Source organism: Mucilaginibacter sp. GW822-FHT03E02 (assembly GCF_058801545.1).
Window position 1 is genome coordinate 6,150,154 of record NZ_JBXANJ010000001.1, and the last position, 26,885, is coordinate 6,177,038.

The 26,885-nt window shown below is 43.6% G+C and carries 19 protein-coding genes; 11 read left to right on the forward strand and 8 right to left on the reverse strand.

Annotated elements, in window-relative coordinates; translation table 11 throughout:
* Nucleotides 1-10: 10 nt before the first annotated feature.
* Entirely contained in the window at nt 11-3,940 is a 3,930-nt protein-coding gene (locus tag AC1RM2_RS25760; protein WP_492987980.1) for a response regulator, read from the reverse strand.
* 168 nt (nt 3,941-4,108) lie between these two features.
* Here AC1RM2_RS25760 and AC1RM2_RS25765 point away from each other — a divergent pair, with 168 nt between their 5' ends.
* Nucleotides 4,109-4,450, forward strand: a complete 342-nt coding sequence (locus tag AC1RM2_RS25765; protein WP_492987981.1) for a HopJ type III effector protein — start codon at nt 4,109-4,111, stop codon at nt 4,448-4,450.
* Nucleotides 4,451-4,586: 136 nt separating this feature from the next.
* Complete coding sequence (locus AC1RM2_RS25770) at nt 4,587-5,333, forward strand: DUF434 domain-containing protein (RefSeq protein WP_492987982.1); 747 nt, start codon at nt 4,587-4,589, stop codon at nt 5,331-5,333.
* Nucleotides 5,334-5,375: 42 nt separating this feature from the next.
* Here the strand turns inward: AC1RM2_RS25770 and AC1RM2_RS25775 are convergent, their stop codons facing one another.
* A complete protein-coding gene (locus AC1RM2_RS25775; protein ID WP_492987983.1) occupies nt 5,376-5,798 on the reverse strand; it encodes a UPF0158 family protein in 423 nt (140 codons plus the stop codon).
* Between the two features lie 109 nt (nt 5,799-5,907).
* On the opposite strand from AC1RM2_RS25775, the gene AC1RM2_RS25780 reads away from it, so the two are divergent.
* Entirely contained in the window at nt 5,908-7,638 is a 1,731-nt protein-coding gene (locus tag AC1RM2_RS25780) for an SWIM zinc finger family protein (protein ID WP_492987984.1), read from the forward strand.
* 333 nt (nt 7,639-7,971) lie between these two features.
* Entirely contained in the window at nt 7,972-8,559 is a 588-nt protein-coding gene (locus AC1RM2_RS25785) for an RNA polymerase sigma factor (protein ID WP_492987985.1), read from the forward strand.
* Nucleotides 8,560-8,735: 176 nt separating this feature from the next.
* Here AC1RM2_RS25785 and AC1RM2_RS25790 read toward each other — a convergent pair whose 3' ends face one another.
* A complete protein-coding gene (locus AC1RM2_RS25790; RefSeq protein WP_492987986.1) occupies nt 8,736-10,208 on the reverse strand; it encodes a serine hydrolase domain-containing protein in 1,473 nt (490 codons plus the stop codon).
* Nucleotides 10,209-10,211: 3 nt separating this feature from the next.
* Entirely contained in the window at nt 10,212-11,633 is a 1,422-nt protein-coding gene (locus AC1RM2_RS25795) for a serine hydrolase (protein ID WP_492987987.1), read from the reverse strand.
* A gap of 109 nt (nt 11,634-11,742) precedes the next feature.
* Between AC1RM2_RS25795 and AC1RM2_RS25800 the strand changes: the two genes are divergently transcribed.
* The 4 genes from AC1RM2_RS25800 (at nt 11,743) to AC1RM2_RS25815 (ending at nt 19,396) form a co-directional block, all read left to right on the forward strand.
* Nucleotides 11,743-12,369, forward strand: a complete 627-nt coding sequence (locus AC1RM2_RS25800) for a winged helix-turn-helix domain-containing protein (RefSeq protein WP_492987988.1) — start codon at nt 11,743-11,745, stop codon at nt 12,367-12,369.
* 233 nt (nt 12,370-12,602) lie between these two features.
* On the forward strand, nt 12,603-13,760 hold the full coding sequence (locus AC1RM2_RS25805) for a FecR family protein (RefSeq protein WP_492987989.1): 1,158 nt from the start codon (nt 12,603-12,605) through the stop codon (nt 13,758-13,760).
* A 200-nt stretch (nt 13,761-13,960) separates the two neighbouring features.
* Entirely contained in the window at nt 13,961-17,722 is a 3,762-nt protein-coding gene (locus tag AC1RM2_RS25810) for a SusC/RagA family TonB-linked outer membrane protein (protein ID WP_492987990.1), read from the forward strand.
* Nucleotides 17,723-17,752: 30 nt separating this feature from the next.
* The gene (locus tag AC1RM2_RS25815) at nt 17,753-19,396 is read left to right on the forward strand and encodes a SusD/RagB family nutrient-binding outer membrane lipoprotein (protein WP_492987991.1); all 1,644 of its coding nucleotides are present in this window, start codon (nt 17,753-17,755) and stop codon (nt 19,394-19,396) included.
* 263 nt (nt 19,397-19,659) lie between these two features.
* Here AC1RM2_RS25815 and AC1RM2_RS25820 read toward each other — a convergent pair whose 3' ends face one another.
* Together AC1RM2_RS25820 and AC1RM2_RS25825 are read right to left on the reverse strand one after the other, a co-directional pair.
* Nucleotides 19,660-20,133 (reverse strand): DUF6169 family protein, encoded by a 474-nt coding sequence (locus tag AC1RM2_RS25820; RefSeq protein ID WP_492987992.1) that lies wholly within the window; start codon nt 20,131-20,133, stop codon nt 19,660-19,662.
* Nucleotides 20,117-20,293, reverse strand: coding sequence for a hypothetical protein (locus AC1RM2_RS25825; protein WP_492987993.1), 177 nt, complete (start codon nt 20,291-20,293; stop codon nt 20,117-20,119). The genes AC1RM2_RS25820 and AC1RM2_RS25825 overlap by 17 nt, the downstream gene beginning before the upstream one ends.
* A gap of 416 nt (nt 20,294-20,709) precedes the next feature.
* On the opposite strand from AC1RM2_RS25825, the gene AC1RM2_RS25830 reads away from it, so the two are divergent.
* Together AC1RM2_RS25830 and AC1RM2_RS25835 are read left to right on the forward strand one after the other, a co-directional pair.
* Nucleotides 20,710-21,954 carry a sensor histidine kinase gene (locus AC1RM2_RS25830; protein ID WP_492987994.1) on the forward strand — a complete coding sequence of 415 codons (1,245 nt, stop codon included), beginning with the start codon at nt 20,710-20,712 and terminating at the stop codon, nt 21,952-21,954.
* Between the two features lie 54 nt (nt 21,955-22,008).
* A complete protein-coding gene (locus tag AC1RM2_RS25835) occupies nt 22,009-22,902 on the forward strand; it encodes a flavin reductase family protein (protein WP_492987995.1) in 894 nt (297 codons plus the stop codon).
* 134 nt (nt 22,903-23,036) lie between these two features.
* On the opposite strand, the gene AC1RM2_RS25840 is transcribed toward AC1RM2_RS25835, so the two are convergent.
* On the reverse strand, nt 23,037-24,194 hold the full coding sequence (locus AC1RM2_RS25840; protein WP_492987996.1) for an acetyltransferase domain-containing protein: 1,158 nt from the start codon (nt 24,192-24,194) through the stop codon (nt 23,037-23,039).
* Between the two features lie 454 nt (nt 24,195-24,648).
* Here AC1RM2_RS25840 and AC1RM2_RS25845 point away from each other — a divergent pair, with 454 nt between their 5' ends.
* Complete coding sequence (locus AC1RM2_RS25845) at nt 24,649-25,593, forward strand: prolyl oligopeptidase family serine peptidase (protein WP_492987997.1); 945 nt, start codon at nt 24,649-24,651, stop codon at nt 25,591-25,593.
* 226 nt (nt 25,594-25,819) lie between these two features.
* Here AC1RM2_RS25845 and AC1RM2_RS25850 read toward each other — a convergent pair whose 3' ends face one another.
* The gene (locus AC1RM2_RS25850; RefSeq protein ID WP_492987998.1) at nt 25,820-26,644 is read right to left on the reverse strand and encodes a hypothetical protein; all 825 of its coding nucleotides are present in this window, start codon (nt 26,642-26,644) and stop codon (nt 25,820-25,822) included.
* Between the last annotated feature and the right edge of the window lie 241 nt (nt 26,645-26,885).

Genomic DNA, 26,885 nt, shown 5'->3' on the forward strand with positions numbered 1-26,885 from the left:
GAAATTGCGGTTAGCTAATTATTTCCTTTTCCAACAAGCCAATAATCAGCTTAATCTCTTCCTCAATTTCCTTTACAAGTGTTTGCGCGTTTTCCACTATAAAAACAGGCATATGCTCCAGTTCCCTGGCCAGTTTGGCCAGGTGGTTTAAGCCGGCTGTTACCGCGGTGCCGTACAATTTGTGGCCATGTAAATTTAATTTTTTCAAATCAGCGGCTTTCAAGTCCAATTGTAATATTGAAATTGAATCTGTCAACTCAACTTTTGTAAGGCTAAGTAATTCCTTTAAAATCTCATCGTCATCACCAAAATAGCTCTTTACGTGTTGTACATCAAAGTGTACAGGCGTGCTAACCGGTAAATCCAGAGCTGCTTCGGGCGCTTCGGAAGAGCCGAAGGAGCTAAGCCATTTTTGAAACACCGCCAATATGGTTTCTTCAATCACCGGTTTAACAATAAAGTCATCCATACCTGCTTCCAGGCATTTTTCCTTTTCGCTTTTTACATTGCCTGCGGTTAAGGCAATAATAGGTATTTGGCGGCCCTGCTGTATCGCACGGATTTGCCGGGTGGCTTCGTACCCATTCATCTCGGGCATCTGGATATCCATTAAAATTAAATCGGGCCAGTGTAACCGGCAACAGGCAAGGGCTTCCAGGCCATTCCCCGCTTCCAGGATCAGGGCATTCGGGGCAATCCGCCGGATGATAGTTTTGGCAAGCAACATATTCACAGCGTTATCCTCGGCAACCAGGATGGTTAGGTTGCCGGTTAATTCTGCAACAGTTGCAGCGGGTTCATCAGGCTTAGTTTCGATGGTAGTTTTCTGATGCAAACGGGATAAGGCGTTATATATATCCTCGGTTTTGATAGGTTTCACCATCCGGTGGTTCACCTTCAATTCTTCGCATGACCTGATCATCTTTTCATCGTCAGATGAACTGTGTAATAAAATAATAGGCTGGCCGGTTGGCGAATCGCTAAAGCTTTCGCGAATTTTTCTGATCGTTTCCAGCCCATCCATATAGGGCATGTGGTAATCCATCACAATTACATCATAACACTCGCCGGCCGCCAGTAGCTGTAAAGCTTCGAAGCCATTTTTTGCCTCTGTAGTTAAAATTTGCCGCAACAACAGCATTTGTTTGATAATTAGCCGGTTGTTGTCGTTGTCATCAACAACAAGTACTTTTTTAATCAGGCCAATGTTTTCCCAGCTAACGGGCTCGCCCTGTTCGGTTTGTACATGGATATCAAAATAAAAGGTGCTGCCTTTACCCGGTGAACTTTCCAGCTGCAGTTTGCTATTCATTAACCCCAGGAGTTTATTAGAAATGGTAAGGCCTAAACCTGTGCCGCCATATTTTTTGGTGGTCGACCCATCTTCCTGTGAAAACGCTTCAAATATTTTTCCCTGTTTTTCGGGTTTTATCCCAATACCAGTATCCCTTACACTAAAGCGTAACGTAGTACCGGGTACCGGTGTTGCTGCTGCTACTTCCTCTATCTTTAACTCAATCTCGCCTGTTGCGGTAAACTTTGCTGCGTTGCTGAGCAGGTTAATCAGGATTTGCTTTAGCCGCACCGAATCCACCCACATAAATCTGGGGAGGTTATAAGATATGTTCAGGAGCATTTCCAGCCCCTTTTTTTGAACCTGGTAGGTAATAATATCTGTTGATTGCGAACCGATATCGTACAGATCGCATTTTTCGATGTCCAGTTCCAGTTTCCCTGCTTCTATTTTTGAAAAATCCAGGATATCATTAATAATGCTTAATAAGGCATTGGCCGATTGATTGACAATGGAAAGATACTGGTGCTGGGTTTCGTTCAGCTGCGTTTTTAAAACAAGGTCGGTAAATCCGATAACACCGTTCAACGGGGTCCGGATTTCATGGCTCATATTGGCCAGGAATTCCGATTTGGCAATGCTGGCCTGGTCTGCCAGTTGTTTGGCTTCTTTCAGTTCATCCCTTTGTTTTACGATAGAGGTAATCATCTCGGAGGAAGTCATGATGCCACCTATTGCCCCATCAAACCGGTACCAGGGCCTCATTTCAATGTTCAGGTATTGTTCTTCCTGCATGCCCGGAAGTTTAATCCTTACTTCCTCCCGTCTTATCACCTCGCCGTTTAAAACCCGTTGATGTGTTGCCCGGTTTGCCTCGCTCGGAGGGCCAAATACTTCATAAGGCGTTAAACCTATAATGTTCCTGTCGCCCAAGGCATAATCCTGCAGATACTGCCTGCTTACGGCAATAAACCTCATGCTGGTGTCGGCCATGGCAATAGGCGAAGGCGAATGTTCAACAAAGGCCGATAAAATGGCTTTTTCGTTCAGCAATTCGGTCTCCGCTTTTTTTTGCTGTTCAATATCCTGGATAGTGCCAAACAGCCGCTGGCAAACGCCGTTGGCAAATTCGGCCTGGCCTAAACTCCTTACCCAAAGCTCTTCGCCGCCGGGGGTTACAATTTGTATCTCCAGGTCCCAGGGCGGGCCATCGGCCATGGCAAGGTTGGCAGCGGCCGAAATTTTATCCCGGCTTTCGCCTGCTTTATAAAAATTGATGATGCCGCTCAAATCAGGTTCATAATCCGCAGGCACACCATATATCTGTTTGGTAACTGTTGTCCATTCAATTTTTTGCCGCTGCACATTATATTCCCAGCCGCCAATACGGGCTACCTTGCCGGTTTCTTCCAGCATTTGCCGGGTGCGCTCCAGGTTCCTTTCCAGGAAATGTTTTTCGGTAATATCAATGGCATTACCTATCACGTAGGCCTGGTCTCCCTGTTGTTCCAGGATGTTGTTAAACATCCAGATCCGGGGGCTGCCATCCTTATGCCGGGTAACCATCTGGCCCCTGGCGCCCCCCTTCTCCTTTATCTCTTTTAAGTACCCGGTTAACTGCGGATGCCTATTAAGTGGTACGATATCAAACAAACTTAAAGTTAAAATTTCGGCAAGCGTATAACCCAAAAGCGAAGCCCCGGCCATATTTACCGACAGGAAACGGCCAGACAAGTCATGGGTGCACATGAGCCCCTGCGAGTTTTCAAAAAAAACGCGCAGCCTTTCCTCGCTGATGGCCAGTTGCTGCTCTTTTAATTCTTCGTCGGTTACATCGCGCCCTATGCAAAACAGGTTGCCAGTATTGGGGTCGGGCGTGGTTTCCCAGCGGATGGATTTGTATATTCCGGATTTAGTCCTGGTACGGTAGGTTACCTGCCGTACTTTTTTATCCGATATCATCCCGGTCACATCCTCTTCGGCGGCTTTCAGGTCGTCGGGGTGAACAAGCTCCAGGTAGGGGGTAGCTAAAATATAGGCATCGTCCCATCCAAAAGTTGATTCAAAAGCGGGGTTAATCCTTTTAAAATATCCATCTGTCCCCGCGATGCAAATCAGGTCGGCCGATAAATTAAACAGCTTTTCGAAATTTTGAAGCTCCTGTTTTTGCCGGCGCTCTGTTATTACTGTTGTGGCTTCCTGTGCCAGCAGTTGCAGCGATTCCTGCTGCGCTTCTGATAGCTGCCCTGGTTCATATCCCAGCACACTTAAAATGCCCAGGGTATTACCTTCATTATTGATTAACGGCAAGCCTGCGTAAAATTTTACCGCATGCCGCCCAGTGGCCAGCGGGTTTAGTTTAAAATGCTCATCGTTTTGGGTATCGGGCACTTCGAACAGTGTGTGTGCTTTTACGGCATAGTCGCAAAAGGCAGAGTATCCGTGGCTTTCGGGTGATTCGGGGAGTGTTTTAGCATGTGACCAATCGTTGTTTTCGTCGAGCAGGGAAACCATTGCTACTGGCGCTCCACAGGTGAGTGCAGCCAGCCGGGTGATAAACTCAAATCCTGGTTCGCCGAAAGAAAGCAATGGCTCATGCTGGGCCGGGCCGTTCAATTGGTGTTTTTTAAGTTCAGAACTGGGCATGCCGGCTATTAAGTTTATTAGTATGTTTAATAAGTGGAAAACAAAAATACTAAATTTAGCAGTAGATGATTTGTATTAATTTGAAGTTGGGTCCCTGGTGGTTGAGCGCTCCGCCCTAAACAGCCGGAATTGATTTTTCTTTTTTACTTTCGCCGAAAATTAATCTGAATGAAAGAGCAATTACTGACATTAATTACCGCATCCAAACAAGGAAAGTTGCCGTTTAACGAAGTTATAAATTTGATTGAAACTTATTACAATCATCAGCCAACTGGCTTTAAAAATGGCGACGTATATAACCAGGCCACACAAAACCAGGGGAGTGCAAAAGTTTTTTACTGTGCCCAACTGAACAACATAAGTGCGACGGACACACTGTGGTTATTTGCCGAACATTACCAGTCGGTATTGGCTAACCCAGATGCAACAGACCATCAAAATATAAGGCAATTTATGGCGAATGGCTGGGATGGTGTTGCTTTTGAGGGTAAGGCGCTGAGCGCGAAATAGTGGAGGGTCCGATACCCGGATTCGCTTAAAAACAAATAGTTGCGCGTTACTCGTGCGCCGGCATGGAGCGCACCCCTGGCCTATGTTGCAGCAACCGGCAAAACAAGTATATTGCAATACACTTTTGTTTTCACCGATGAGCGACCAACAACCCGAAACCCGCCGAAACCGGGGCAAAGACCCGAACGACGAAGCGCTTTTTGGCAGGCCAAAAGAGCTTGAAAAACTGTTACAGGCTTTGCAGGATATGCATTATTTGCTCAGTAAAGATTATCCGCCACGGGCAACGCTGGCGTTGGTTGGCAACAGGTACCGGCTAAGGCAGCGGCAGATCCTGGCGCTGCAGGGTATGGCTTGTTCGGCAACGGATATCCAAAATCGTAAAAATAAAGAAGTAGCAGCTACAGGCATCCGGGGTAAAACCATTTATGTAGATGGTTTCAATATTGTTATTATACTGGAATCTCTTTTATCGGGCGGGTATGTTTTTAAGGGATTAGACGGTTGCTACCGCGATATCTCGTCGGTACACGGATCATATAAACGGGTTAGGCAAACCGAAGAAGTGCTCATTATGCTGGGCAAGGCATTGCATGAGCTTGGTGCCGAACGGGTGAACTGGATATTTGACGCACCGGTATCCAACAGCGGCCGGCTTAAAACACTTTGTTATGAAATAGCGGCGCAACAGGGCTTTTCATGGGATATTTATTTAGACAACGCCCCCGACAAATTTTTAATTGCCGAAAACCGGCTCATCGTAAGTTCAGATGCATGGGTGCTTAACGGTTGCTACGCTTGGTTTAACCTTGCCTATTACGTTATTAACCACTTTATGGATAATAACGCGACCGTGAATATTATCAACCAGGAGGGCGGGTGAGGCGAGCAATGGTTGTGAGGTTATAAACCAAACGGCGAATTTCTATTCTATTTGGTCCTTTACATATTCAATTCCCCGCGCCAATTTATATTTAAACCATTCCTCGCGCAAGTCGGGATGATATTGCAGCAGGTGATTGAAATTGCCAAACGGCTTTTTACGCGATATAGCATCAATAAATTTGTTGTGTGTGGGTATATGATTAATACCGGCAATAAAATCTTCCATAACTTTAAATGCCTCGCGGCTGCTCATTCCCTCAAAACGTTGATAATCGCCGTAGTTTCCGGCAATTTTATCAATAATTTCTGCCCACGGTTCTTCGTCATAGCCAGGATTCTTCATTTCATCCGGGTAATAATCCATGGTGCCTGTTGGTTTATGATAAAAACAAACCATGCCCATATCCAGCATTTCGGCGATATCTTTTATAATTTCGGATGTTATTTCTTTTACCAAATGCATATTATAAATGTAGTTTAGTACTGTTAATATGTTGTATAACCACGATAGGCAATACAAAAGTAAAAGTTTATTGTAAATACCATTAGCCTGGATAAAGCCAAATTGAAATATGTTTACCCTGCAAAATTTTGAGAAACAACTAAATGCGGTAATGCTGCAAAGAGGAAAGCAGTACCATGAAGAGGGCGCAGTTGCCGACCTGGAAGAAAACGCAGGCCGCTGGACGGCGGAAGTTGAAGGAACTGAAACATACAACATATCGGTAACGCTTAAAAACGATAAGGAAATTGTAGCCTACAATTGTGATTGCCCATATGATGGCGCCATCTGTAAGCATGTAATAGCAGCGCTTTTTGAAATAAGAGATGAATTAGCAACACGTATAATAGTACCAAAAAAGGGCGCGAAGAAAAATCAGTTTGAAGATTTGTTGTTGAAGATTAGCGCCGACGAATACCGGGTTTTTATTAAAGACTACGCGTTAACCAACAAGGATTTTAAAAGGGCATTTGAACTGTTTTTTGCAGAAAAAGACGGCCGTATTGATACCGGTAAACTATATGCCGATTCAATTAAAAAGCTCATTAAAAAACATATGGCCAAAGGGTATATGGATTACCGCTCGGCGGCCGGTTTAGCCAAAGAAGTAAATCAGCTAATTGATAAGGGTTTTGATTTTGCCAATAAAAGGAACTTTGTAGAGGCTTTTGTAATAGCCTGTGTGGTGTTAAAGGAAATGATGCAGGTAATAACTTATGGCGACGATTCAAGCGGTGCTTTAGGCGATGCTATTATTGGCAGCATCCAACTTATAGATCAAATAGCTTTATCTGTCGATGCCGTTATGGATATGCAAACGCGCGTGTTTAAGTTTTTACAAACGGAGCTCAACGATGCGGTATACTTTGATTATGGCGATTTTGGATATGAGCTGATGGATGTTTTTCAAACTTTAGCAATTGAGCTAAACCTGCACCAGGAGTTTTTAGCCTGGATTGATGCCTGGTTGCCCCGGTTAGCAGGACAGCATAGCAGTTACCGGCTGGAGCATTTTAAGACAACCAAAATTGATTTTTTGGAAGCCATAGGCAGGCACACCGATGCCGAAGCACTGATTGAGCTAAACATGGAAATTGTGGAAGTGAGGCAGGCCGAGGTTGATAAAGTAATAAACGACAAAGATTATGAGCGGGCAAAAAAGCTGATAAACGATGGTATAAAAATAGCAGAAGATAAAAGGCATCCGGGTACCGTTTCGCAGTGGGAGAAGCAACTGTTGCGTATAGCATTGTTAGAAAATGATGTGCCCTTAACGCGTAAATATTACAGAGTGTTTGCTTTCGACCGTCAGTTTGATGTTACATATTACCGGGCGTTAAAAGCAACTTATGATGCCGGGGAATGGGGGAACATAGTTGAGGATATTATCGCCGGCATTAAAACCGAAACCACAAAAAAGCATGGTAAAAGTACCTGGCTTCCGCTTGACAGCTATTTACTTTCGGCGCTATCACCAATTTATATTGAAGAAAGGTTTACCGACCGGCTGTTTGAACTGGTAAAAAATGAAAAGGATATTGACCGCCTTATGGTATACCATGAACACCTGGTGTTTTCATATGCCCACGAGTTATTACAGCTTTATATCCCGGCCCTGGAACGGCAGGCTGATAAAGCCGACAACCGGAGCCATTACGCACAGTTAGCCGGGAATATGAAGAAGATCATGAAAGCCCTCGCCTTCGGTAAAGAGCAAGTAATTGAGCTTGCACAAAAAATGAAGCAAAAATATCCCCGCCGCCCTGCTATGATTGAAGAATTAAACAGGGTGATTTATTGAGGACGTGAGGTGTTGGGGGTAATTAATGGGTTACATATTCCGGTGCGATAATTGTTTACCTCCACTCAGGGTTTCCAGCTGTTTGAAGTCTCCGAACAGAAGGGGGCCGTGCGGTAGCGCTTGGGCGCACCAATGACTTTTTTTCGGAGGCAAATTCGCTAAATGTATCGTAAAAACTATTTTTTATCGACAATAATTGGCCTGTTGGTGACAACACGCAACAGGGGGCGGTTAGTAAACCTATTGAAGCGCAGTGTACGCTGCAGCTGATAATTTTCTTGTTTTTATATTTATATTCTTAAATTTCATACATTCGTTATCAACTTCTTTAAAATGACCACCCTAAAGCACTTTTCGGACAGCGAATTGGTTGACTTGTTTAAGTCGGGGGATAAGGCTGCTTATGTAGAAATATACGATAGGTACACACTCACATTATTTAATCACGCCTATAATAAAACCAGGAACAGGGAAGAAGCCAAAGATGTTGTTCAGGAAGTTTTTACAACTTTGTGGGCCAAACGCGACCAAATCAATTGCCAATCTAATCTTTCGGGTTATTTATATACGTCGTTACGTAACAATATTTTGAACAGAATTGCGCGACAATCAATACTTGAAAAATACACCACCTCGTTAATACAGTTTATTCAAACCGAAACAAGCCAGGTTATCACAGATCATCTGGTGCGTGAACACGAGCTTGCGATGCTTATTGAAAAAGAGATTGCCGCTCTTCCGCCAAAAATGCGCCAGGTATTTGAACTTAGCCGCAAACAACATCTCTCACATAAACAAATCGCAGCGCAACTGGATATTTCCGAGCAAACCGTAAGTAAGCATGTTACTAACGCCTTAAAAACGTTAAGGGTTCGCCTCGGCTTTTTTATCTACGTGTTAATGCTTTTTCGGCTCTTGTGATTTTCAGGAGATGATGCGACGCATTTTGCAGTAGTTTGTGCGGCATTATTTAAAGTGAATTTTCTCATTTAATGGGACAGTTTTTCCACTTTTGATGAGAAGTAACAATATTTCAAGAACAGGTATCATAAAAGTATTTCTCGTTTATTTGGAAAGCTGAATTATCCGGGAGTGAACTAATTTTTGCTTAATTTTTTGATTTGCTCCAGGGCATTTTGATTTTTCGGGTTTAGTTCAAGTGAACGCTGATAATTTTTGATAGCCAGTGCGGTGTCGCCCGCCGCCACATATCCGTCGCCAAGGCTGTCATAGGTATTCCAGCCGCCCGGATTAAGACTGACATTGAGTTTAAAGACTTCCAGCGCTTCCGCTTTTTTTCCTTTTGCCAGTAACGCATATGCCCAGTTGTTGACCTCTCGCTCATCGAGATGGAATTGCGAATTGCGCGCTTTTAGTGCCGCCGCTATGGCAATTGCGTGATCGAAACCTTGCCGGTTCATGCATTTGAGCAGCCAGCCGATCGATGCTGAATAGCCAAAGCCGTCGGAAGCGCGTTGAGCTGGCGTATAGTGATCTTCTTCGAATATCCGCTCGGCCAGGTCGCCAAGCTTGGTATTGGAATCATTATCATATTCATTGCTGAGCAGTGCAAGGCCGTATTTCAGGCCTGGATAAAGCAGGATATAGGTCGTAAAGCCAAAGGTGGTGCCGTCGGCGTTGACCTGTCTTTTTCCATCTCCGGTAACATTCAGGAACCAGTTCATGCCCAGGGCAAAATGCTGCGGATCGCCCCAGGCAGCGCGGTGTGCCATCCGGACGGCGGGGTCTTTTTCGTCCAGTTGATACCGGGTATATTTGGCTATATCGGTAATTGTTGATTTCAGGCCGATGCCCGGCACGTCATATTTGGGAATATAGGGCATTTGCACGCCTCCTCCCGTATAGCCTTTTGCCAGGTATTGCCGTTGGTCATCGGGAACATTTAGGTAAGTATGGTCCATGTGGAGCGGCTCGAGGATATAACGTTTTAATAAAACCGCGTAAGGCTGATGATAAATATTTTCCAAAAGATAAACGAGTAATTTGGCCGCTGAGTTGGAATGGCCCGGTTTAAAACCGGGAACCGTGTCGGGCTTAACTTGGTGCAGATCCCGGAGCAAATCTTCAGGTGTATAGTTTTCGTGGCTTTTTACAAAGGCAAATGGCATGGTCTCGTCGTTCAATTTCTTAAAGTCGTCAGGTAGGTCCGGTATATTGTTAGGCAGGCCGGAAGTCAAATTAACCAGGTGTAGCAATGTAATCGGTCGCCCCAGGTAAGCCAGGTTAGGATAGTTACCTTTAAGGTATTTACGAATGTCATCCGTTAATTTTACCCTTTTTTCCAAAACCGCGTGGGCAAGGATCAGGCTGCTGAATGATTTACTGACCGAGCCGATCTCGTATAGTGTTTGTCCGTTCACGTTTCCGCCATAGTAAAAATAGGTTTTACCGTTTTTTACTATCGCAACAGAATAGCCCATCCAGGGGCGGTTATTGATCAGTGACCGGGTCGCATGACGGATTATGGTATCTAATTTAGCATGCTGCTGCGCAAAGGCAGTCAAACCAAATGCAATGAATGATACGGTGATAAAGAAGCTTTTTTTCATGTTTTATTGTTTCAGTTTTTGGATCATTTGAACGGCGTTGGTATTCGTGGAATCGAGCGCTAATGATTTTTGGTAACATTCGATAGCTAATGCTTTGTTCCCCTTATCCATATAGGCTTCTGCCAGGCTATCCCAGGCATTTCCTGATTTGGGGAAGTCGTCGGTATTTTGCTTGAACACACGGATTGCATCCGCTAATTTTTGCGCGTTCAATAATTGGTAGCCGAGTTGGTTCATTTCGATTTCGGTAAGTTGTTTATGTTTTTTTTGCAATGCTTTTTCTGCGCTGGTTGCGAGGATGGCTTTTAACAATACCCAGGAGGGCGAATCATAGCGCTGATAGTCCAGCCATACTAAGCCGGGGTGTTCACCGCCTATTGCATCATCCAAAATTTCCCGTGTAAAAAATTGTCCGTTTTCGCTATTGGCAAAAAACACGACAGCATTTTTGGTATTTAAGTCAGCCTTGATATAGTCCTTCGAGTCCCCGCCATCGCCCCAATGCCAGAAACTTTCCCCCTTAGCCGATTTTTCCAGCCCCCAGCCCAGACCCCAAAACAACGCAGGATAACGGTCACCGACCTTAATCTGGGGTTGAAGCATCTCCTTCCAGATCACATTTTGCACTAATTTACCGTTCATCACAGCAATGACGAACCTGGCATAATCTTCGGGGGTAGTTTGCAGGCTGCAGCAGGCTTTACCACGTGTGGGAGTATCCCGCTCCGTCTTCGGCTGCCCCGTCCAGTTATGGCCGTACACTTTTAAGCTGTCGTAGGCAGGTTGCCATACATAGCTGCTGCTTTTCATGCCTAAGGGCTGCAATACCGACTGATTAATAAAGTCCTCTATTTTAAGCCCTGTGATCTTTTCTACTACTTTGGAAAGTAGCTGAAAGCCAACTGGTGAATACTGGAACTTTTCGCCAGGACCAAATGCAAGATCCACCTTATTTTCCGGGTCTGTTTTGGATGAAACAATACCGCTCGAATTACTGAGGATCATCCTGGCCGTAATGAAACTGAACCGGGGATTGTCGCTTGGATGATAATCGCTTCCCATATATTTAAAAACAGGGGTATCCAGGTTGAGCTGCCCCTGGCTAACCAAAATCAGCACCGCATAGGAGAATACCGGCTTACTTAATGAATTGGCTTCAAAGATGGTCCCGTCGTTAACCGCTTGTCCGGTTGCTGCATTCATCACCCCGAAGCCTTTGTGCCAAACCACCTTGCCATTGCGGATGAGCGCTACGGAAAGTCCCGGTACATTGGATACTTTCATTAACCGTGGGATATCGCATTCCAATTTGTGGATAGCTTCCCCGGTTGATAATAATGGCTTGTCCTGCGCGGGGCAGGGGATGCTATATAATATGACTATACAGATTAACAGTACCGATGCGAGTGATTTTAGTTTTTTCATTGAGTTTGCCGCTGTGATTTTTCTGTAAAAGTAGAGTTGGGTTTTCTGATATCACCTATAGAAAAGGTTTAGAAATCCTTTATATTTGATTGATTTCACCATTCTATTCATGAAAAACACGCCATTTGTTTTGAATAACCGTTTCCTGGTTAATCCCATCGTCAATAATTTGAGCGATAAGAAAACCGGTAAGGAGGTAAGGCTGGAGCCGCGGCTCATGAATGTACTTTGTTTTTTGGCAGCAAATGCGGGCCAGCTGGTCAGCAGGGAGCAACTGATCACAGCCGTATGGAACAATTATGGCGGCGCGGACGAAGGACTCAATCAGGCGATCTCTTTTCTAAGAAAACTTTTGGACGATCCCGATAAAAAGATCATTGAAACCATCCCCACAAAAGGCTACCTCCTGAATGCTGCGATTACTGATGCCCTTATTGAACGTGAAAAAGTAGCAAACGAAACCAGCCCGGAAAAAGAATCGCATACTGTAGTTAAGCCAAAAAACAGCACGGCCAGGATCAAGAAAAATAACAGGAAAATCATTTGGATAGCAGCATTGATCGTTATTATTGCTGCTGTGTCCTATTACTTTTGGACATCGGATAACGACACGCTCCCTGTATTAAGCATTAAGCCTATGCCCAATATAAAGACGGAAGTCAAACCCGACTTAACCATCAAACCTATACCTAATTTACCACCAAGAGATACACTAAAACCCAGGGACAGTATCTAAACCCTATTCATTGACATTTCACCTGAGAGACCGGCCAGTTGGTATTAAGTCTTATCAAACGTGAAAAGAAGTCTCATTAAACGAGAAAATTATTTTAAATAATGTCGCGCGAACTGCTGCAAAAGTGTCGCATCATCTCATGAAAATCACATCTCTTATAAAATATTTTATTTTTATTTACCTGTACGGTACGCGTTGTTTGTCTTACTAAAATAAGGGAAATAAATAGTAGTATGAACGATCAGGAGCTCAGGGATCTATTACATAAATACGGAAACGATACGGCCACTGAAGATGAGAAATCGCTGCTTGAAAGCTGGTATTTGCATCATCAGGAATCGGAATTGCCCGATTATTCACTTGATGAGCGCCTTCAGGATGCTGCAGCCGTTCGTGAAAATCTGAAACGTCAATTCAGGATAGGCCGGTTAATATCACTTCCGTTGCGGATAAGTGCGGCAGCATGTGTTGTAGTGTTATTAGGCTTTGGTAGTTTTTATTTTCTTAGAAAGAACGTTACTAAAAACGAACTTACTGCAACTACACACCACGATATTCCGCCGGGGCAAAATAAGGCTGTATTAGCCCTTGCCAACGGGCAAAAAATTTACATAACCGGTATAAAAAAAGGGATTATTTACCGGCAAGGTGCTTTACAGGTAACCCGTAATAACAACGGAGTGCTTGCCTACACCATAAACAAAAGCTTGATTGACCCTAAGAATACAGATAACCAGGGCCCGGCAAAATACAACACGCTTTCTACACCGCGGGGCGGCCAGTCGTCCATAACCTTGGCAGACGGAACAGTGGCCTACCTTGATGCGCAATCATCTGTCAGGTTTCCGGTTGATTTTTCTAAATCTAAAGAACGGCGGGTTGAAGTAACCGGGCAGGTGTACTTTGATGTAAGGCACAATGCTTCAAAACCTTTTAGGGTAGATGTAAAAGGTCAAACCATTGAAGATATCGGTACTGTATTTAACATCAACGCTTACGATGACGAGCCGGTTATAAAAACTACATTGATTAGCGGCGGTATAAAAATAACAAGAGGAAATTCAACGGCTACATTACGGCCTGGTCAGCAAGCTATAACTGTTGCTGATAAAACCAATATCCGGATAAAAGAAACAGATACCGAAGAAGTTACCGCCTGGAAAAATGGCTACTTCCTTTTTAATAACGAGAAGCTGGAAAGCATAATGCGAAAGATATCAAGGTGGTATGATGTTGATATTGTTTATCCGCAAGATCAGAATACCAATGTTGAATACTGGGGCAGCATCACCAGGTATGACAACGTATCTAAAGTTTTAAAGATGCTGGAAATAACCGGCGATGTAAAATTCAGGATTGAAGGAAAGAAAATTTTTATAGAGAAAAAATAACTGACTTGATTATTAACTAATTATAAATTAAACCCAAAGAAATATGAAGAAACAATAACTATAAACTCCAGAAAAGTGAAAAGGAAAAAATAGCAGAGGCATTCGCTGTGCCCCTGCTTAATAGCCTGCTCACATCGTTTGCCAGCCGGCAAACGATAAAATTGCTTTGAACCAATATTTCACGTAAAACAGACATTCAAATGTATAAAAAGTTCAACGGATTTTTTTGTACCCGGAAGGGGTATATCCGCAAATTCCTGCTGATTATGAGACTTACCTCTATTATTTTGACGGTTACCATCTTACATGTTAGCGCAATGAGCATTGCTCAGAAAATTACCTACAAAAATAATTCCGCTTCTCTTGAACAAATTTTCAAGGAGATCAGGAAGCAAACTGGCTATAATGTTCTTGTTGCATCCAATAAAATTAAAAACATCCAGCCGCAGGCCGTTGATTTTATAAACACGCCATTGGCCGATGTTTTAGATAAGGTGCTGCATGGTCAATCGCTGACTTACAGTATCGACGACAAAACCATATTGATCCGGTACGAGCAAAAATTAAAAAAAGACGCGGCGGATGAAGCTCCGCCTATTACCGGAAAAGTAGTTGATTCAACCGGGATGCCTCTTCCCGGCGCTTCCGTCGGCCTGAAGGGAACAACCAATGGCACGCAAACCGATGTAAATGGTAACTTTAGCTTGAACGCGTCGGCAGGCGACATTTTAATAATAAGGTATGTTGGCTATGAAGGCAAGGAAATAAAAGTAGGCACCAGTACAAATTTAGTTATCGAACTGAAAAAAAGCGCAGGTTCGTTAAATGAAGTAGTTGTTACCGCTTTGGGTATAAAACGCGAAGCAAGATCGTTAGGCTACGCCGCTCAGACAATATCAGGTGCTGATATGAATAAAGTTAACCCGCCAAATATAGCATCGGGCTTAATGGGTAAAATAGCAGGCTTGAATATTACCCAGCCAAACGGTGTGGAAGGTTCTTCAAACCGCATAGTTATCAGGGGTAATAACAATCTGGCCGGGAACAACCAGGCGCTGATAGTGGTTGATAATGTTATTATTGATAATGAACCTGTACAGCCAAAAGGGGGAGTACAGTCTTTCAATGATGCCTTATCACTCAGTAACGGCGGTACCGACGTTTCGCAACCGCCGGTAGATAACGGATCTTTTTTAAACAGCCTTAACCCTGATGATATTGAAAGCCTGGATGTATTGAAGGGCCCAACTGCGGCAGCGTTATATGGTGCACGCGGCGCCAACGGCGTAATACTTATCGTAACTAAAAAAGGCAACAAAAAGAAAGGTTTTGGTGTTGATTATGGCTACACCTATCGCGCTAATGATCCTTATCGTTTTATAAAAACGCAAAGTGAATACGGTAACGGGATGACAGAAGACCTTTACTCGGCAAATCCTTTCTTTTATAAAGATGCCAATGGTAAAAACAGGCAGGAACAGATAGGCGGCGACCCGTATGGCTCTCTGGGCAACATACCAGGGGCTTATGTTAGCCCGGGTGTTACCAGTGCCGCCGGCGGGCCGTTTTATAATTATATTGGTTTTCCCGGCGATGGTGCATCATGGGGGCCTAAAATGGAAGGGCAGCCGCTTGTTTGGTGGGATGGTACAACCAGGCCTTATACCGGTAATTCAAATATTTTCAAAAGCTTTTACAGAACCGGTAATACACAAACCCATAACATTGCCCTTTCGGGCGGTGGGGAACTTGGTACCCTGCGCGTTTCCTACACACGATCAACAAATGAGGCTATTACTTACAATAGTAATAATGCCACCAATACATTTAATATAGGCTCATCGATAAATATCAGCCCCAAAGTTAAGGTTGACGCTACAGCCAGTTATATTAACCTGACCAAATTTAATCCACCAAATATATACGGTGAAAACGGAGGGGCGGGTAATATCGGCCTGGGTTATATGACTGTGTACAACTTGCCTGCAGATTATAAGCCGATTGAAAGAGGGCTGACTACGTTGGCCGACGGATCACAAAATCCTATACTAAAGCAATCGCCGTTTGAGTATGGTCAGCAGTATTACTGGTGGAATACATTTAATGATATTACCACGCTTACACAAAACCAGTTTGTGGGCTCCATATCATTAAATGCCGAAGTTACACCCTGGTTAAAGGCAGTGGGCAACGTTGGTTTGGATTATTACACCAACGAGTATGTAACTAAAAATTATCCTACAGATGCCGCAGGGTTAATTGGCAGCTACGGATATGACCTGGCCAAAAATGCAACCAACAACCTCGATGGTCGTTTGATATTTCATAAAACCAGTTTACTTCCCGATTTTAATGCCAGTCTTTCTGTAGGTGCAAGGCACTACTACCGGAACATGTATGACATTGCTCAAACTAACCCAGGGCCATTTAATTACCCGTTTTTATTTAACCTGAGCAATTACGCCGGCAATTCAACAACGGCACTTAATGCGTCTGAAAACAGGTATGTGCAGCAAATAAATACAGTTTATGGCTTGCTTAATCTTTCTTACAAAAATTACCTGTTTTTGGATCTGGCAGGAACAAATGACTGGTCGTCTACCCTGCGCCCAACAAACTGGAGTTATTTTTACCCATCGGCAAGTTTAAGCTTTGTGTTTACAGATGCGTTTGATATGAGTTCGGTAAAAAGCTGGTTCACTTACGGAAAGATACGTGTAAGCGAGGCCAAAAGTGCAAATGCCTATTTGCCTTATCAAAACGGATTTACCTACCGCCCAACTTCAAGCACGCCAGGTTTCACAAGCGGGTTGAATTTGCCAAGTTCGTACCCTACCAACATACAACCGCAACGTTCCCGGTCTTTTGAAATCGGGCCCGACCTGGGTTTTTTTAACGACCGGTTGGATGTGAATTTCACTTACTATAACACCTACTCAGACAACCAGGAAATAACAATCCCAGTAGCTGGTTCATCAGGTGTTCCAAACGTTTTAATAAACTCCGGCGCATTACGCAACAGGGGCTTTGAATTAACCGTGAATGCAAAGGTGATTAAATCAAGTGATTTTTCATGGAACGTAACTTTAAACGCGGCACATAATCAAAATAAAGTTATTGCGCTGGAGCCAGGGCTCAACTCATTGCAGTTAGGTTCATGGTTTGGCAGCAACGGGGTTTTGATGAAAGTTGATGTAGGCCAAAATTATGGCAGCATTTACGGGTCCGATTACAAATATGCACCAAATGGCCAAAAAATTGTTAACCTGATATACGCTGATGGCACAAACACCGGAAATGGCCCAGTACTGGGCTCACAATACGCCACATCAGACAATTTGGTTAAAATAGGCGATGCTACGCCAAAACTGACTGGCGGTATTTCGCAGAGTTTCCGTTACAAAAACTTCAGCTTATATGTTCTGACAGACTTTAAGGTGGGCGGACAGATCTGGTCTGGCGATTACGCTACCCTTATGGGGCAGGGTATGGCCCCTGAAACTGTTTACGAAAGGGACGGACACGGCTTAGCTTATACTTATCCCGACGGAACAAAGGCCAACGTTGGTGTAATTTTACCTGGCGTGGTACAGGGCTCAACAGCGGGTACCTATACACCAAACACCAATGTTGTAAATGCCTGGTGGAAATACGCTGGTAATTACCAATCATGGGATAATGATCCTATTGTACGTACCAACTCTATATTCAATGATTCATGGGGTAAGCTGCGTGAGGTATCAATCACTTATAACCTGCCGAAAGAATTTGTACAAAAAACAAAGTTGCTCCAAAACCTGTCGGTATCGTTAATCGGCCGCGACCTGTTTTACCTGTTCAATACATTGCCCGACAGGATAAACCCTGAAAGTGTTGTAGGTACAGGAAACGTTCAGGGTATTCAGTTTGGTGGCTTACCTGGCGTACGCTCCTACGGTTTTTCGGTAAAAGCGGGATTTTAATAGGATTGTTAAAAATTAAGAACGAAACTTATGATTAAGTATCATGATATAAAACAATGGGCAATGGTGGTAACTACTACATTGTTCATTACTGCAGTTCTTGCGTCATGTACCAAGAATTTTCAAAAGGAAAACGCGCCTTATAGCGGTCCGGCATCGGCCACCTTGCAACAGCTTTACACGGGTATCGGGGCTAACCTGGATCGTGCGGCTAACATAGGCAACTGGGCCGAAGCAAGATGGCTATACCCTGTAACCCAATTGGGCGCTGTATACGCCGTATCGGATTTCGGTTTTGTAGAAGGACAAAACTGGAGCTTGTTTTACTCCAATTTACCGGCTATGGATCAAATGCTTGCCACTATGGCCAGCAGTCCCGATTCGGCAACATACACTAATGCTATAGGTATGGTAAAAGTATTGCGGGCTTACGAGGCGCTTGAAGTATCCAACCTATATGGCGATATGCCATATTCTAAAGCAGGAAAGGCATTTTCGGGCTCTACTGCCGATCTTAAAGTGCCGTATGATAAACAGCAGGCTGTATATTTATCCTGCCTGGCCGATCTTACCTGGGCTGCAAACCACTTTACTACCAGCAGTACCCAGTTTTCGTTTGGTTCGGAATTTCTTTTAAACAACGATATCGGCCAATGGAAAGCGTTTGCCAATTCGCTGCGTTTGCGCTACGCGCTTACCATGTATGATAAAGACAATACAGATGCGGCGCCAATAATAGCCGATGCCATAACCAAGCTATCCAGCAACCCGCTTACCGATGTTGTTGGCTTTAAACAAGCTAATATTCCGGGCATATCCTTTGATATTGACGGAGCAGGAAGGGGTTTCTTCTTCCACCAGGAAAGCCGCGCAAGAATGGGCAGCACCCTATGGAACTTATTCAGCAGCAATAACAATACCGACGGCAGCGGGATATTTGACTTAAGGTGTAAAATATTTTTTGAAGTTAACGGGGCAGGTAATTGGGTGCCTTATCCACAAAACCCGGTTACGCCTATAACAGATGGCGGCGACCCTTATAACACCGAAAGAGATGCTGATAATAAAGGTTGGGCAGCTCATAAAGATGGCAATTTGTATTCCGATTATAATTATTACTGGGGCAGGGATGGAGTTGTTGCCGGCTCAACAGGTGCATGTCCTGAAATTTTCATTACACCGGCCGAGGTACACTTTTTAAAAGCTGAAGTTTATGCACGTGGCGTTGCGGGTGTAGCGCAAAGCACATCGTCGGCACAAAGTGAATATAATGCAGGCGTTACCGCATCACTTACCTTTTGGAATAGTGTGGCGTACAATTCATCCGTTTGGGTTGTAAACAAACCTACTTCAGAAACACCATCTACTGCAACTATCAACGCTATATTGGCCAACCCCAAAGTTGCCTTTAACTCCACAAATGCACTTAGCCAGATCTATGCGCAGGAATGGGTTGATATGTTTCGCCAGCCCTGGTTAGCGTGGACCCTGCTAAGAAGAACTAGCGGCGCAACACCAATGGATACCAATAACCCGGCGGGCTATAAACAAAATTATGGCAGCTTACAACGTTACCAATATCCGGCCGATGAAGCGCAACTGAACACGGCCAACTGGAAAGCAGCAACCGGTGGTAGTGATCTGACCAGCACTAAAATCTGGATTACCAAATAAGAAAATGCAAAACGGCATTACACCGAATATCACCAATGTGATGCAACACCTGACATAAAAGTACATGTATGAGCCGCCCTGTTAGCAGGGCGGCTTTTTTAATTTAAAATCATCACCATTTAGCGCAAGTCTGCTGTATTGGACCTTGTGCAGGGGGACTTGTGATCGTTAAACGATTAAATGATCACAAGTCATCAGCCCACCGTTCGGTCGTTCAAGGGTTGCGCTAAGTGGGTTGTTTAATATTAAATTCTCTTCAGGCTTCAATCGGCCCAGTATTGGTTGGTAAAATAAAACGCGTCTATAAATCGTTTTTTATTCGGATTAGTTGTTTTTAAAAGGATCGAACTATAAAATTCGCTGTTATCGTCACGATAAATGAAGTTATGCTTTTCGAGACTTTCATTAACATCTCTAAACCATCGGCCAAATGCAATATGACGATTTCGCGCGCGGCCGTCGTCGGTCATACACATATACAAAAGGACATCTTCAGGCTGGTTATCAAAAAAGTCCTGTATTATATAAATAATGGTTTGTTTAACTCGGGTATCATGTCGCTGGATATCCTCCATACGGTCACACGTAAAACCAAAAGAATAGGTTGTAATTTCCTCTTGATCCTCATTCATCATGAAAAACTCGGTAAAATACGCTATATAAGTTAAGCCGGAGATAGTAGTAAACCGATAGGAGGCTCCGTCGTCGCCCGGTGCTATCTCATAGCGGGCGGACAAACTTAATATCCTTAAGAGTTGCCAAAGAAACCTTATTTTTTACTGCTTGTGTAATACGTTTCTTGTCTTCCATTAATTTAACGAATGGATTCGTCTTTTGGTCAGCAGCCTTTTTACCGCTGACAGACATGCCTGTAGTTGCTTTTTTTACTGCTTTCATAATAGCAAATATCGTTAAAAGTTGATTTAAAACAAAATTTAACAATATGGCTTCCGGGTCAATGCAAAATGAGGAGGTAAAATTTTCCGTTGTGATTGTGGGCACGCCTGCTGTTCGATTCTCTGACTTCGCTCCCTTATGACTGTAGTTTGCAACTACCGTAACCCTGTTGGGCCTGATCTGGTTTACCTGGTTATATGCAATCACATCTAAATTACGCGGTATTGATTGTTTAGGCACCCTGTAGTCTGGAGACTACGGATATCGTAATTCGAAGTCGGAGTCGAAGCGGGTAAAATAATAGCTTTGGCCGGTGCTCCGATAACACCAACCAGAAGCTAAAATGGCTTAACGGCCATTGGAAAAATCGGCGGGAATACTATCTTTAGTTCCGTTAACAGAAATATTTTTTCGATATGAAAGATAAGGTAAGCCTGGTAAATAAAGTGCCCGTAAAGTGTGGCCCATCATGTTATGCTCACCGCATACAGCCTGATTTGGGCAAAGACGGATTTATAAGCCAGGTAAAAAGTTTTTTTGCAAAACTTTTTGATACTGCCGATTGGCCCGCAAGATGGCATTGCGGCAACTGGTCAGATTTTCATGGATGGTTATATATATTGTCAGACATAGCTATCTGGGCAGCATACTTCGCAATCCCCTTCCTGCTTTTTCGGATTATCAGTAAACGGAAGGATATCCCTTTTCCTAAAATACTTTGGCTTTTTATCGGTTTTATCCTGTTGTGTGGCACTACCCATTTATTAGATGCCATTATATTTTGGTGGCCGGCTTACCGCGTTAGTGCCTTGGTCAGGTTATTCACTGCAATTATATCTGTGTTTACGGTTTTTGCATTATACAGATTGCTTCCGATGATTTACCGGTTAAGAACACTCGGCGAATTGGAGGCAGAAATTGAGGAACGGAAAAAGGCGGAAGAAGAAAGCCGTCACCAGCAGGTACTGACAAAGGCCGCAGAAGATTTGATGGCAAAAAAAGACGAATTTATGAGTATAGCAAGCCATGAGTTAAAAACACCGATAACTACCGTAAAAGCATCTTTACAGGTGCTCGAGCGAATTCTGGCCCAAAATGACGAGCTGGCAGTTATTGCGCCTTTTGTACACCGTTCATCCAAACAAATAAATAAGCTTACCAGTTTAATTGATGAATTACTTGATGTAACCCGTATACAGGCCGGACAGCTGCAATTACACAAAGAAGACTTCAATATTATGAAAATGGCTGCCGAATGTGTTGAGCAATGCCAATCGGTGGATGGAAGGCACCCGGTTACTATACAGGGAGATGAAAACCTGACGGTATTTGCAGATTACAACCGGATTGACCAGGTGTTATGCAACTTCCTGACAAATGCTTTTAAATACTCGCCAGAGCACACCTTAGTAGAAGTAAATATCAGCCCTGAGGATAATGGAAAGATCAAACTAAGTGTAGCCGACCTGGGAATTGGAATTCCGGACGATAAAAAAGATAATATTTTCGACAGATTTTTCAGGGTTGAAAATACATCCCATAAATACTCAGGTATTGGATTGGGTTTATATATTTCGTCCCAAATTATAGCAGCTCATGGCGGGCAAATTGGTGTAACAGATAATGGGGCAAATGGAACTATATTTTGGTTTATTATTTAACAGGGACGAAAGAAAATAGCTGTCAGGCTGAATAAGCTTTAAATAAAAATTTGAATGAAGTTAAAAACTATTGATGCATCATCGTTAACACCGGCCGAAATGCAGGCTTATTTGCACCATGCCATTGCACCCCGGCCAATATGCTTTGTATCCACTATCGACAAAAATGGCCAGGTTAATTTAAGTCCGTTTAGTTTTTTTAATGTTTTTAGTATCAATCCACCAATATGTGTTTTTTCGCCCACAAGCAGGGCGCGGGACAATACCACTAAACACACGCTTGAAAACGTTTTGGAAGTACCTGAATGTGTGATAAATATTGTGAACTATGATATGGTTCAACAAACCTATTTAACCAGTCTGGATTACCAAAAAGGCGTAAATGAATTTTCGAAAGCGGGTTTTACTGAATTGGCTTCGGAGACGGTAAAGCCACCGAGGGTAGCGGAATCCACCGTTCAATTGGAATGTGTAGTGAATGATGTGATATCGTTAGGAAAAAACGGGGGCGCAGGTAATTTGGTGATTGCCGAGGTGAAACGGATGCATATCAATGAAGCTATTTTGGATGCTAATGGCAAAATAGACCCGCATAAAATAGACCTGGTGGCCCGTTTAGGCGGCGATTGGTATTGCAGGGTAACCAGCGATAACTTATTTAAAATTGCTAAACCAACAGGCAGTGCCGGAATAGGTATCGGCGTAGATGCTTTCCCCAAAGAGGTTAAATACTCCACAGTATTAACCGGGAATAACCTGGGATTATTGGGACTTGTTGAAACGCTGCCATCTGATGCGGAGGTAAAAGCTTTTAGTGAAACCGATGAAATGAAACAACTGGCTGATGCTACCATCGGTGAAACCCGCACCCAACACCTGCATTTAAAAGCTAAGCAATTGTTAGAAAACGGCCGGGTAATGGATGCCTGGAAGGCGTTGTTGATGTAGTTTATTTATTGACCTTGTCATTTCTATGCTGTTCGATTGTCTGACTTCGATCCCTTATTACTGTAGTTGGCAACTGTCAGGCATGGCCTACCTGGGCGGTTTTTGCTGATTTGCGACAACCAGATATCCCAGTCCTATATATACGATAACCACCACCCGCTGTGTGTTTGCTTATACCGGCCATACTGACGGCAGGGGTAATACATCAGCGCAATAACGGTTATCCAGCACAGGTACACCCCCCAAAGCGGAATACCGAAACCCGGCGCGGCCCATACCGGTGCAGGCTTCTGAAAGTCAAACGGAGTGCGGGCGATTACAACGCCCGCTACATTGATTATGCGCAGCAACACCAAATGTGCTATAAAATAAAAGTAAGGCACATTTCCATATACAGTGCAAAACCGGGTAACGCGGTTGCTTATGCCCTCGGTAACCGACAACAATAGCAATACCGGCCCAAGCGTCATCAACATAAACAGGAGCGAGGGCGTTTGCTTTCTCCCGTTCAGGAACGAAAGCAGGGTATGCGCCGTATTCCGCTGAACGGCCCAGGGTGCAGGGTCGCCGTAATGATTGATGACGCGCAGGGTAACAAACAGCACAATCAGGGCGCAGCCCGAAATCTTTAATATTTTCTGCCGCTTTGCCGCGTTATAGCCCTTTTTGTAAAGATGGCCAAAAACGTAGCCTAACAATAAAGCCCCCGTCCACGGGATGGCGGCATAAATAGCAAATATAAACCGGTTGGCGCCGATAGGGATCAATGCCCCTACGCCATTCAGTAATAGCGTAATAAGGTTGCCAGGTATGCCGCTCTTTGGCAAATCAACGTTGTCGAGTAAATTATGGCCGGCAATAATCAGTATTGCAACCACAGCTATAATTTGTTTAGGAGCGCGAATTAGCAAGGCCAAAACAATCATGCCAAAGCCAATGGCCCATAAAACCTCCAGCACCGGGAAATGGTAATGCACATCGAAGCTAAAGATGAGGCTGATAATTGCCAGGTCGGATAATATGAGCCAGGCACCTCGTTTTAGTAAAAAAGTGGTCATCTGGCCGGTTGTTCGGCGCTGAGCGGCAAGGCATGCCGATACGCCGCTCAAAAAAACAAAGGTGGGTGCGCAAAAATGTGTTATCCAGCGCGTAAAAAACAGTATCACCGTGGTGCGCTGTACATCAAGCGGGGGCGGCCCGGCCAGGTGCAAAAAATCGCGGGTATGGTCAAGCGTCATGATAATCATGATTAATCCGCGCACAATGTCTATCGACTGTATACGTTCTTTCATCAAAATAAAGATAGTACAAAACGTTAGCCTTTTTCCATAAGGTATCTTCCTTATCCCGATTTTTAAACAAGCATTGTATGACGGCTTTTTTGCTACTGATTATGGAAGCGGGAATAGGGCCCTTAGTGTGGAGACTACGGGCATCGTAATTTGAAGGCAGAGAACTCTACGGACAACGAGGTTAGCCGCTGTCAGAAGCGCTTACGTTGACAAGCCCCGACTTAGGTGGCTTTTTGGGTATTATACTAAGTGTTATCACCACCATGTCATTGCGAGGAACGAAGCAATCTCTGGGCTGTGCATGGCGGTTATGCATGGCCTATACTTAGCACGCGGACCACAAAGGTGGACCTGCGGTAGCGAGGGGAACTCTATGAACAACAGGCTTATTTTATTTTGGGTGAAGCCTGAGCATACGGAATAATAGTAATATTTTTGATCTAAATTATACTAAATGACCACTTTAAAATTAGCCTTTTCAGTTCTTATTATATTTTTTTTTAACTGCAAAAAAAATCAACAATTAACAAAAGAAACCACTCAAAAAGATAGCGTAATTGTTCCGGTTAAGCAATGGCTCAATTTGAATTATGCCGATGATGGCAAAGAGTATCATAACCTCGACATCCATTTGCCTAACGTAGCAAAACCCACCTATAAGGCAATTATTGTAATATACGGTAGCGCATGGTATGGCAATAATTTGAAACAAGCTGCGTTTGATGCCCTTGGAAAACCATTGCTCGACAGCGGTTTTGCGGTTATAGCCATTAACCACAGGTCAAGTGGCGATGCTCCTTACCCAGCCCAAATCAATGATGTGAAAGCTGCGGTACGATATATAAGGGCAAATGCTGGTAAATATCAAATTGATGCTTCATTTATTGGCATTACAGGCTATTCATCAGGTGGACATCTTGCCTCGCTCGCCGGAACATCAAATTCTGTTAAAGAATTTACAGTGGGGAAAGTGAAGGTTGACATAGAGGGAAACGTAGGAAATTATACCGCAGCCAGCAGTTCTGTGAATGCGGTAGTTGATTGGTTTGGCCCTATCGACATGGCGCTGATGGATGAGTGTAAGAAACCTAAAGGAGCCGACTCTCCCGAAGGTGCGCTTATTAGAGGCAATCCGGTTGATAATCTTGATATGATAGCCCTGCTCAACCCCATCACCTTTCTGGACAAAACGGATCCTCATTTTATGGTAATTCATGGCGATGCTGATCATGTTGTACCTTATTGCCAAAGTGAGCTTTTTGCCAAAGCATTGAAAGAACAGGGAATATTAACTGAGTTTATTTCTGTTCCTCAAGGTCAGCACGGACCGATTACATTCAATGAAAATACTTTTCATAAAATGACAGATTTCTTTTTAAAAGAAGCTCAAAAAAAATAGTACAGCACTTTAATCGTCTCTTTGCCCTTAGTGGCCTCCCATACCAATTGAATAGTCCCGTTTAGTTTCTGGTCGGCGTTATCACCGCACCAGCCAAAGCTTGTATTTTACAAATGCTTTAGTTGCAAATCAATGCAACACCGGGTTTCCGAGAGGCCAACTGGAAGTGGTGCGGTGATAACACCGACCACACGCAGCGAATTTAAAGTGCGTGGGTAGCTTTATGCTATTTGTTTTTCATTGTTTTTTGCCATTCGTCTTGGGTTAGAATTTCTAAAAATTCATCGCGAAAGTGCCATGCAGATACATATCCAATTGAGACAACAAAAGAGATCACCCAAGTTGTCTTTGCCTTCCATAATTTAAATGCACAAATATCTGTCGCGGTAATAAAAGGACTTGTTTCACCTAAATGTTGATGTGAGGATGCTTTTATCGGGTCGCTACCGCCAGTTCCCAAGGGGATAAGATTGTTATGAAGTTTTGCTTTTTTAATTATATCATTGTCTTTATCGAAATTGATCAAGTAATCATTTCCTAATAATACTTCATCCGGTACAGTTTGCGCAGTGATGATATATACCTTTTTTGTCCCATTTTTTATAATAGGAACCAGATTTAAACTGGTATGTTGATAAAATTTAAAAAGTGTATCGTTTAAAACAGCCTGTGCAGCTTTTGACCGGATGGTATAGAATTCTTTTTCATTTTCGGTGAATTTTCTTGTATTAGTATCTATCCTGTATTTGGACGAATCTAAACCATGATCGAACTTAACTGTCGCTAATACTACTGGATCCTCATTTTTAGAAAAAAAGATAGTGGTCATTTCTTTATTAATCTCATAAGAAAAATATCCACCAGATAAAAGCTTCTTCCCTCCGAAGTTGGAGGCGAAGATTTGTGTACTATGTCCTGATGCCCATTCAGAACGATAGAGCATATCCCCCTCTGTGTAAATGCTGTCAGCGATGCGTCTCAGCTCTTTTTCTTGTGCTGTTGCATTTTGCGCCAGTGTAAATAGGGTAATTAATGTAAACAGCTTTTTCATAGATGGTGGAAAGGTTGGTGAATATTTTGTGAATATAAATAACCTTACGGATTTTGTATAACGTGGCGGCGTATAGGACGAATTGATTGCAAATATGGCGTGGTGATAACACCAACCATAAGCTAAAGACTTCGAACAGCGGGAGCATGGCTGCTATGCCTGGCGTATACTTAGCATGCGGACCACAAGGGTGGACCCTTGCGGTAGCGGGGGGGGGGGTATGCATCGCACGTACTTAGCA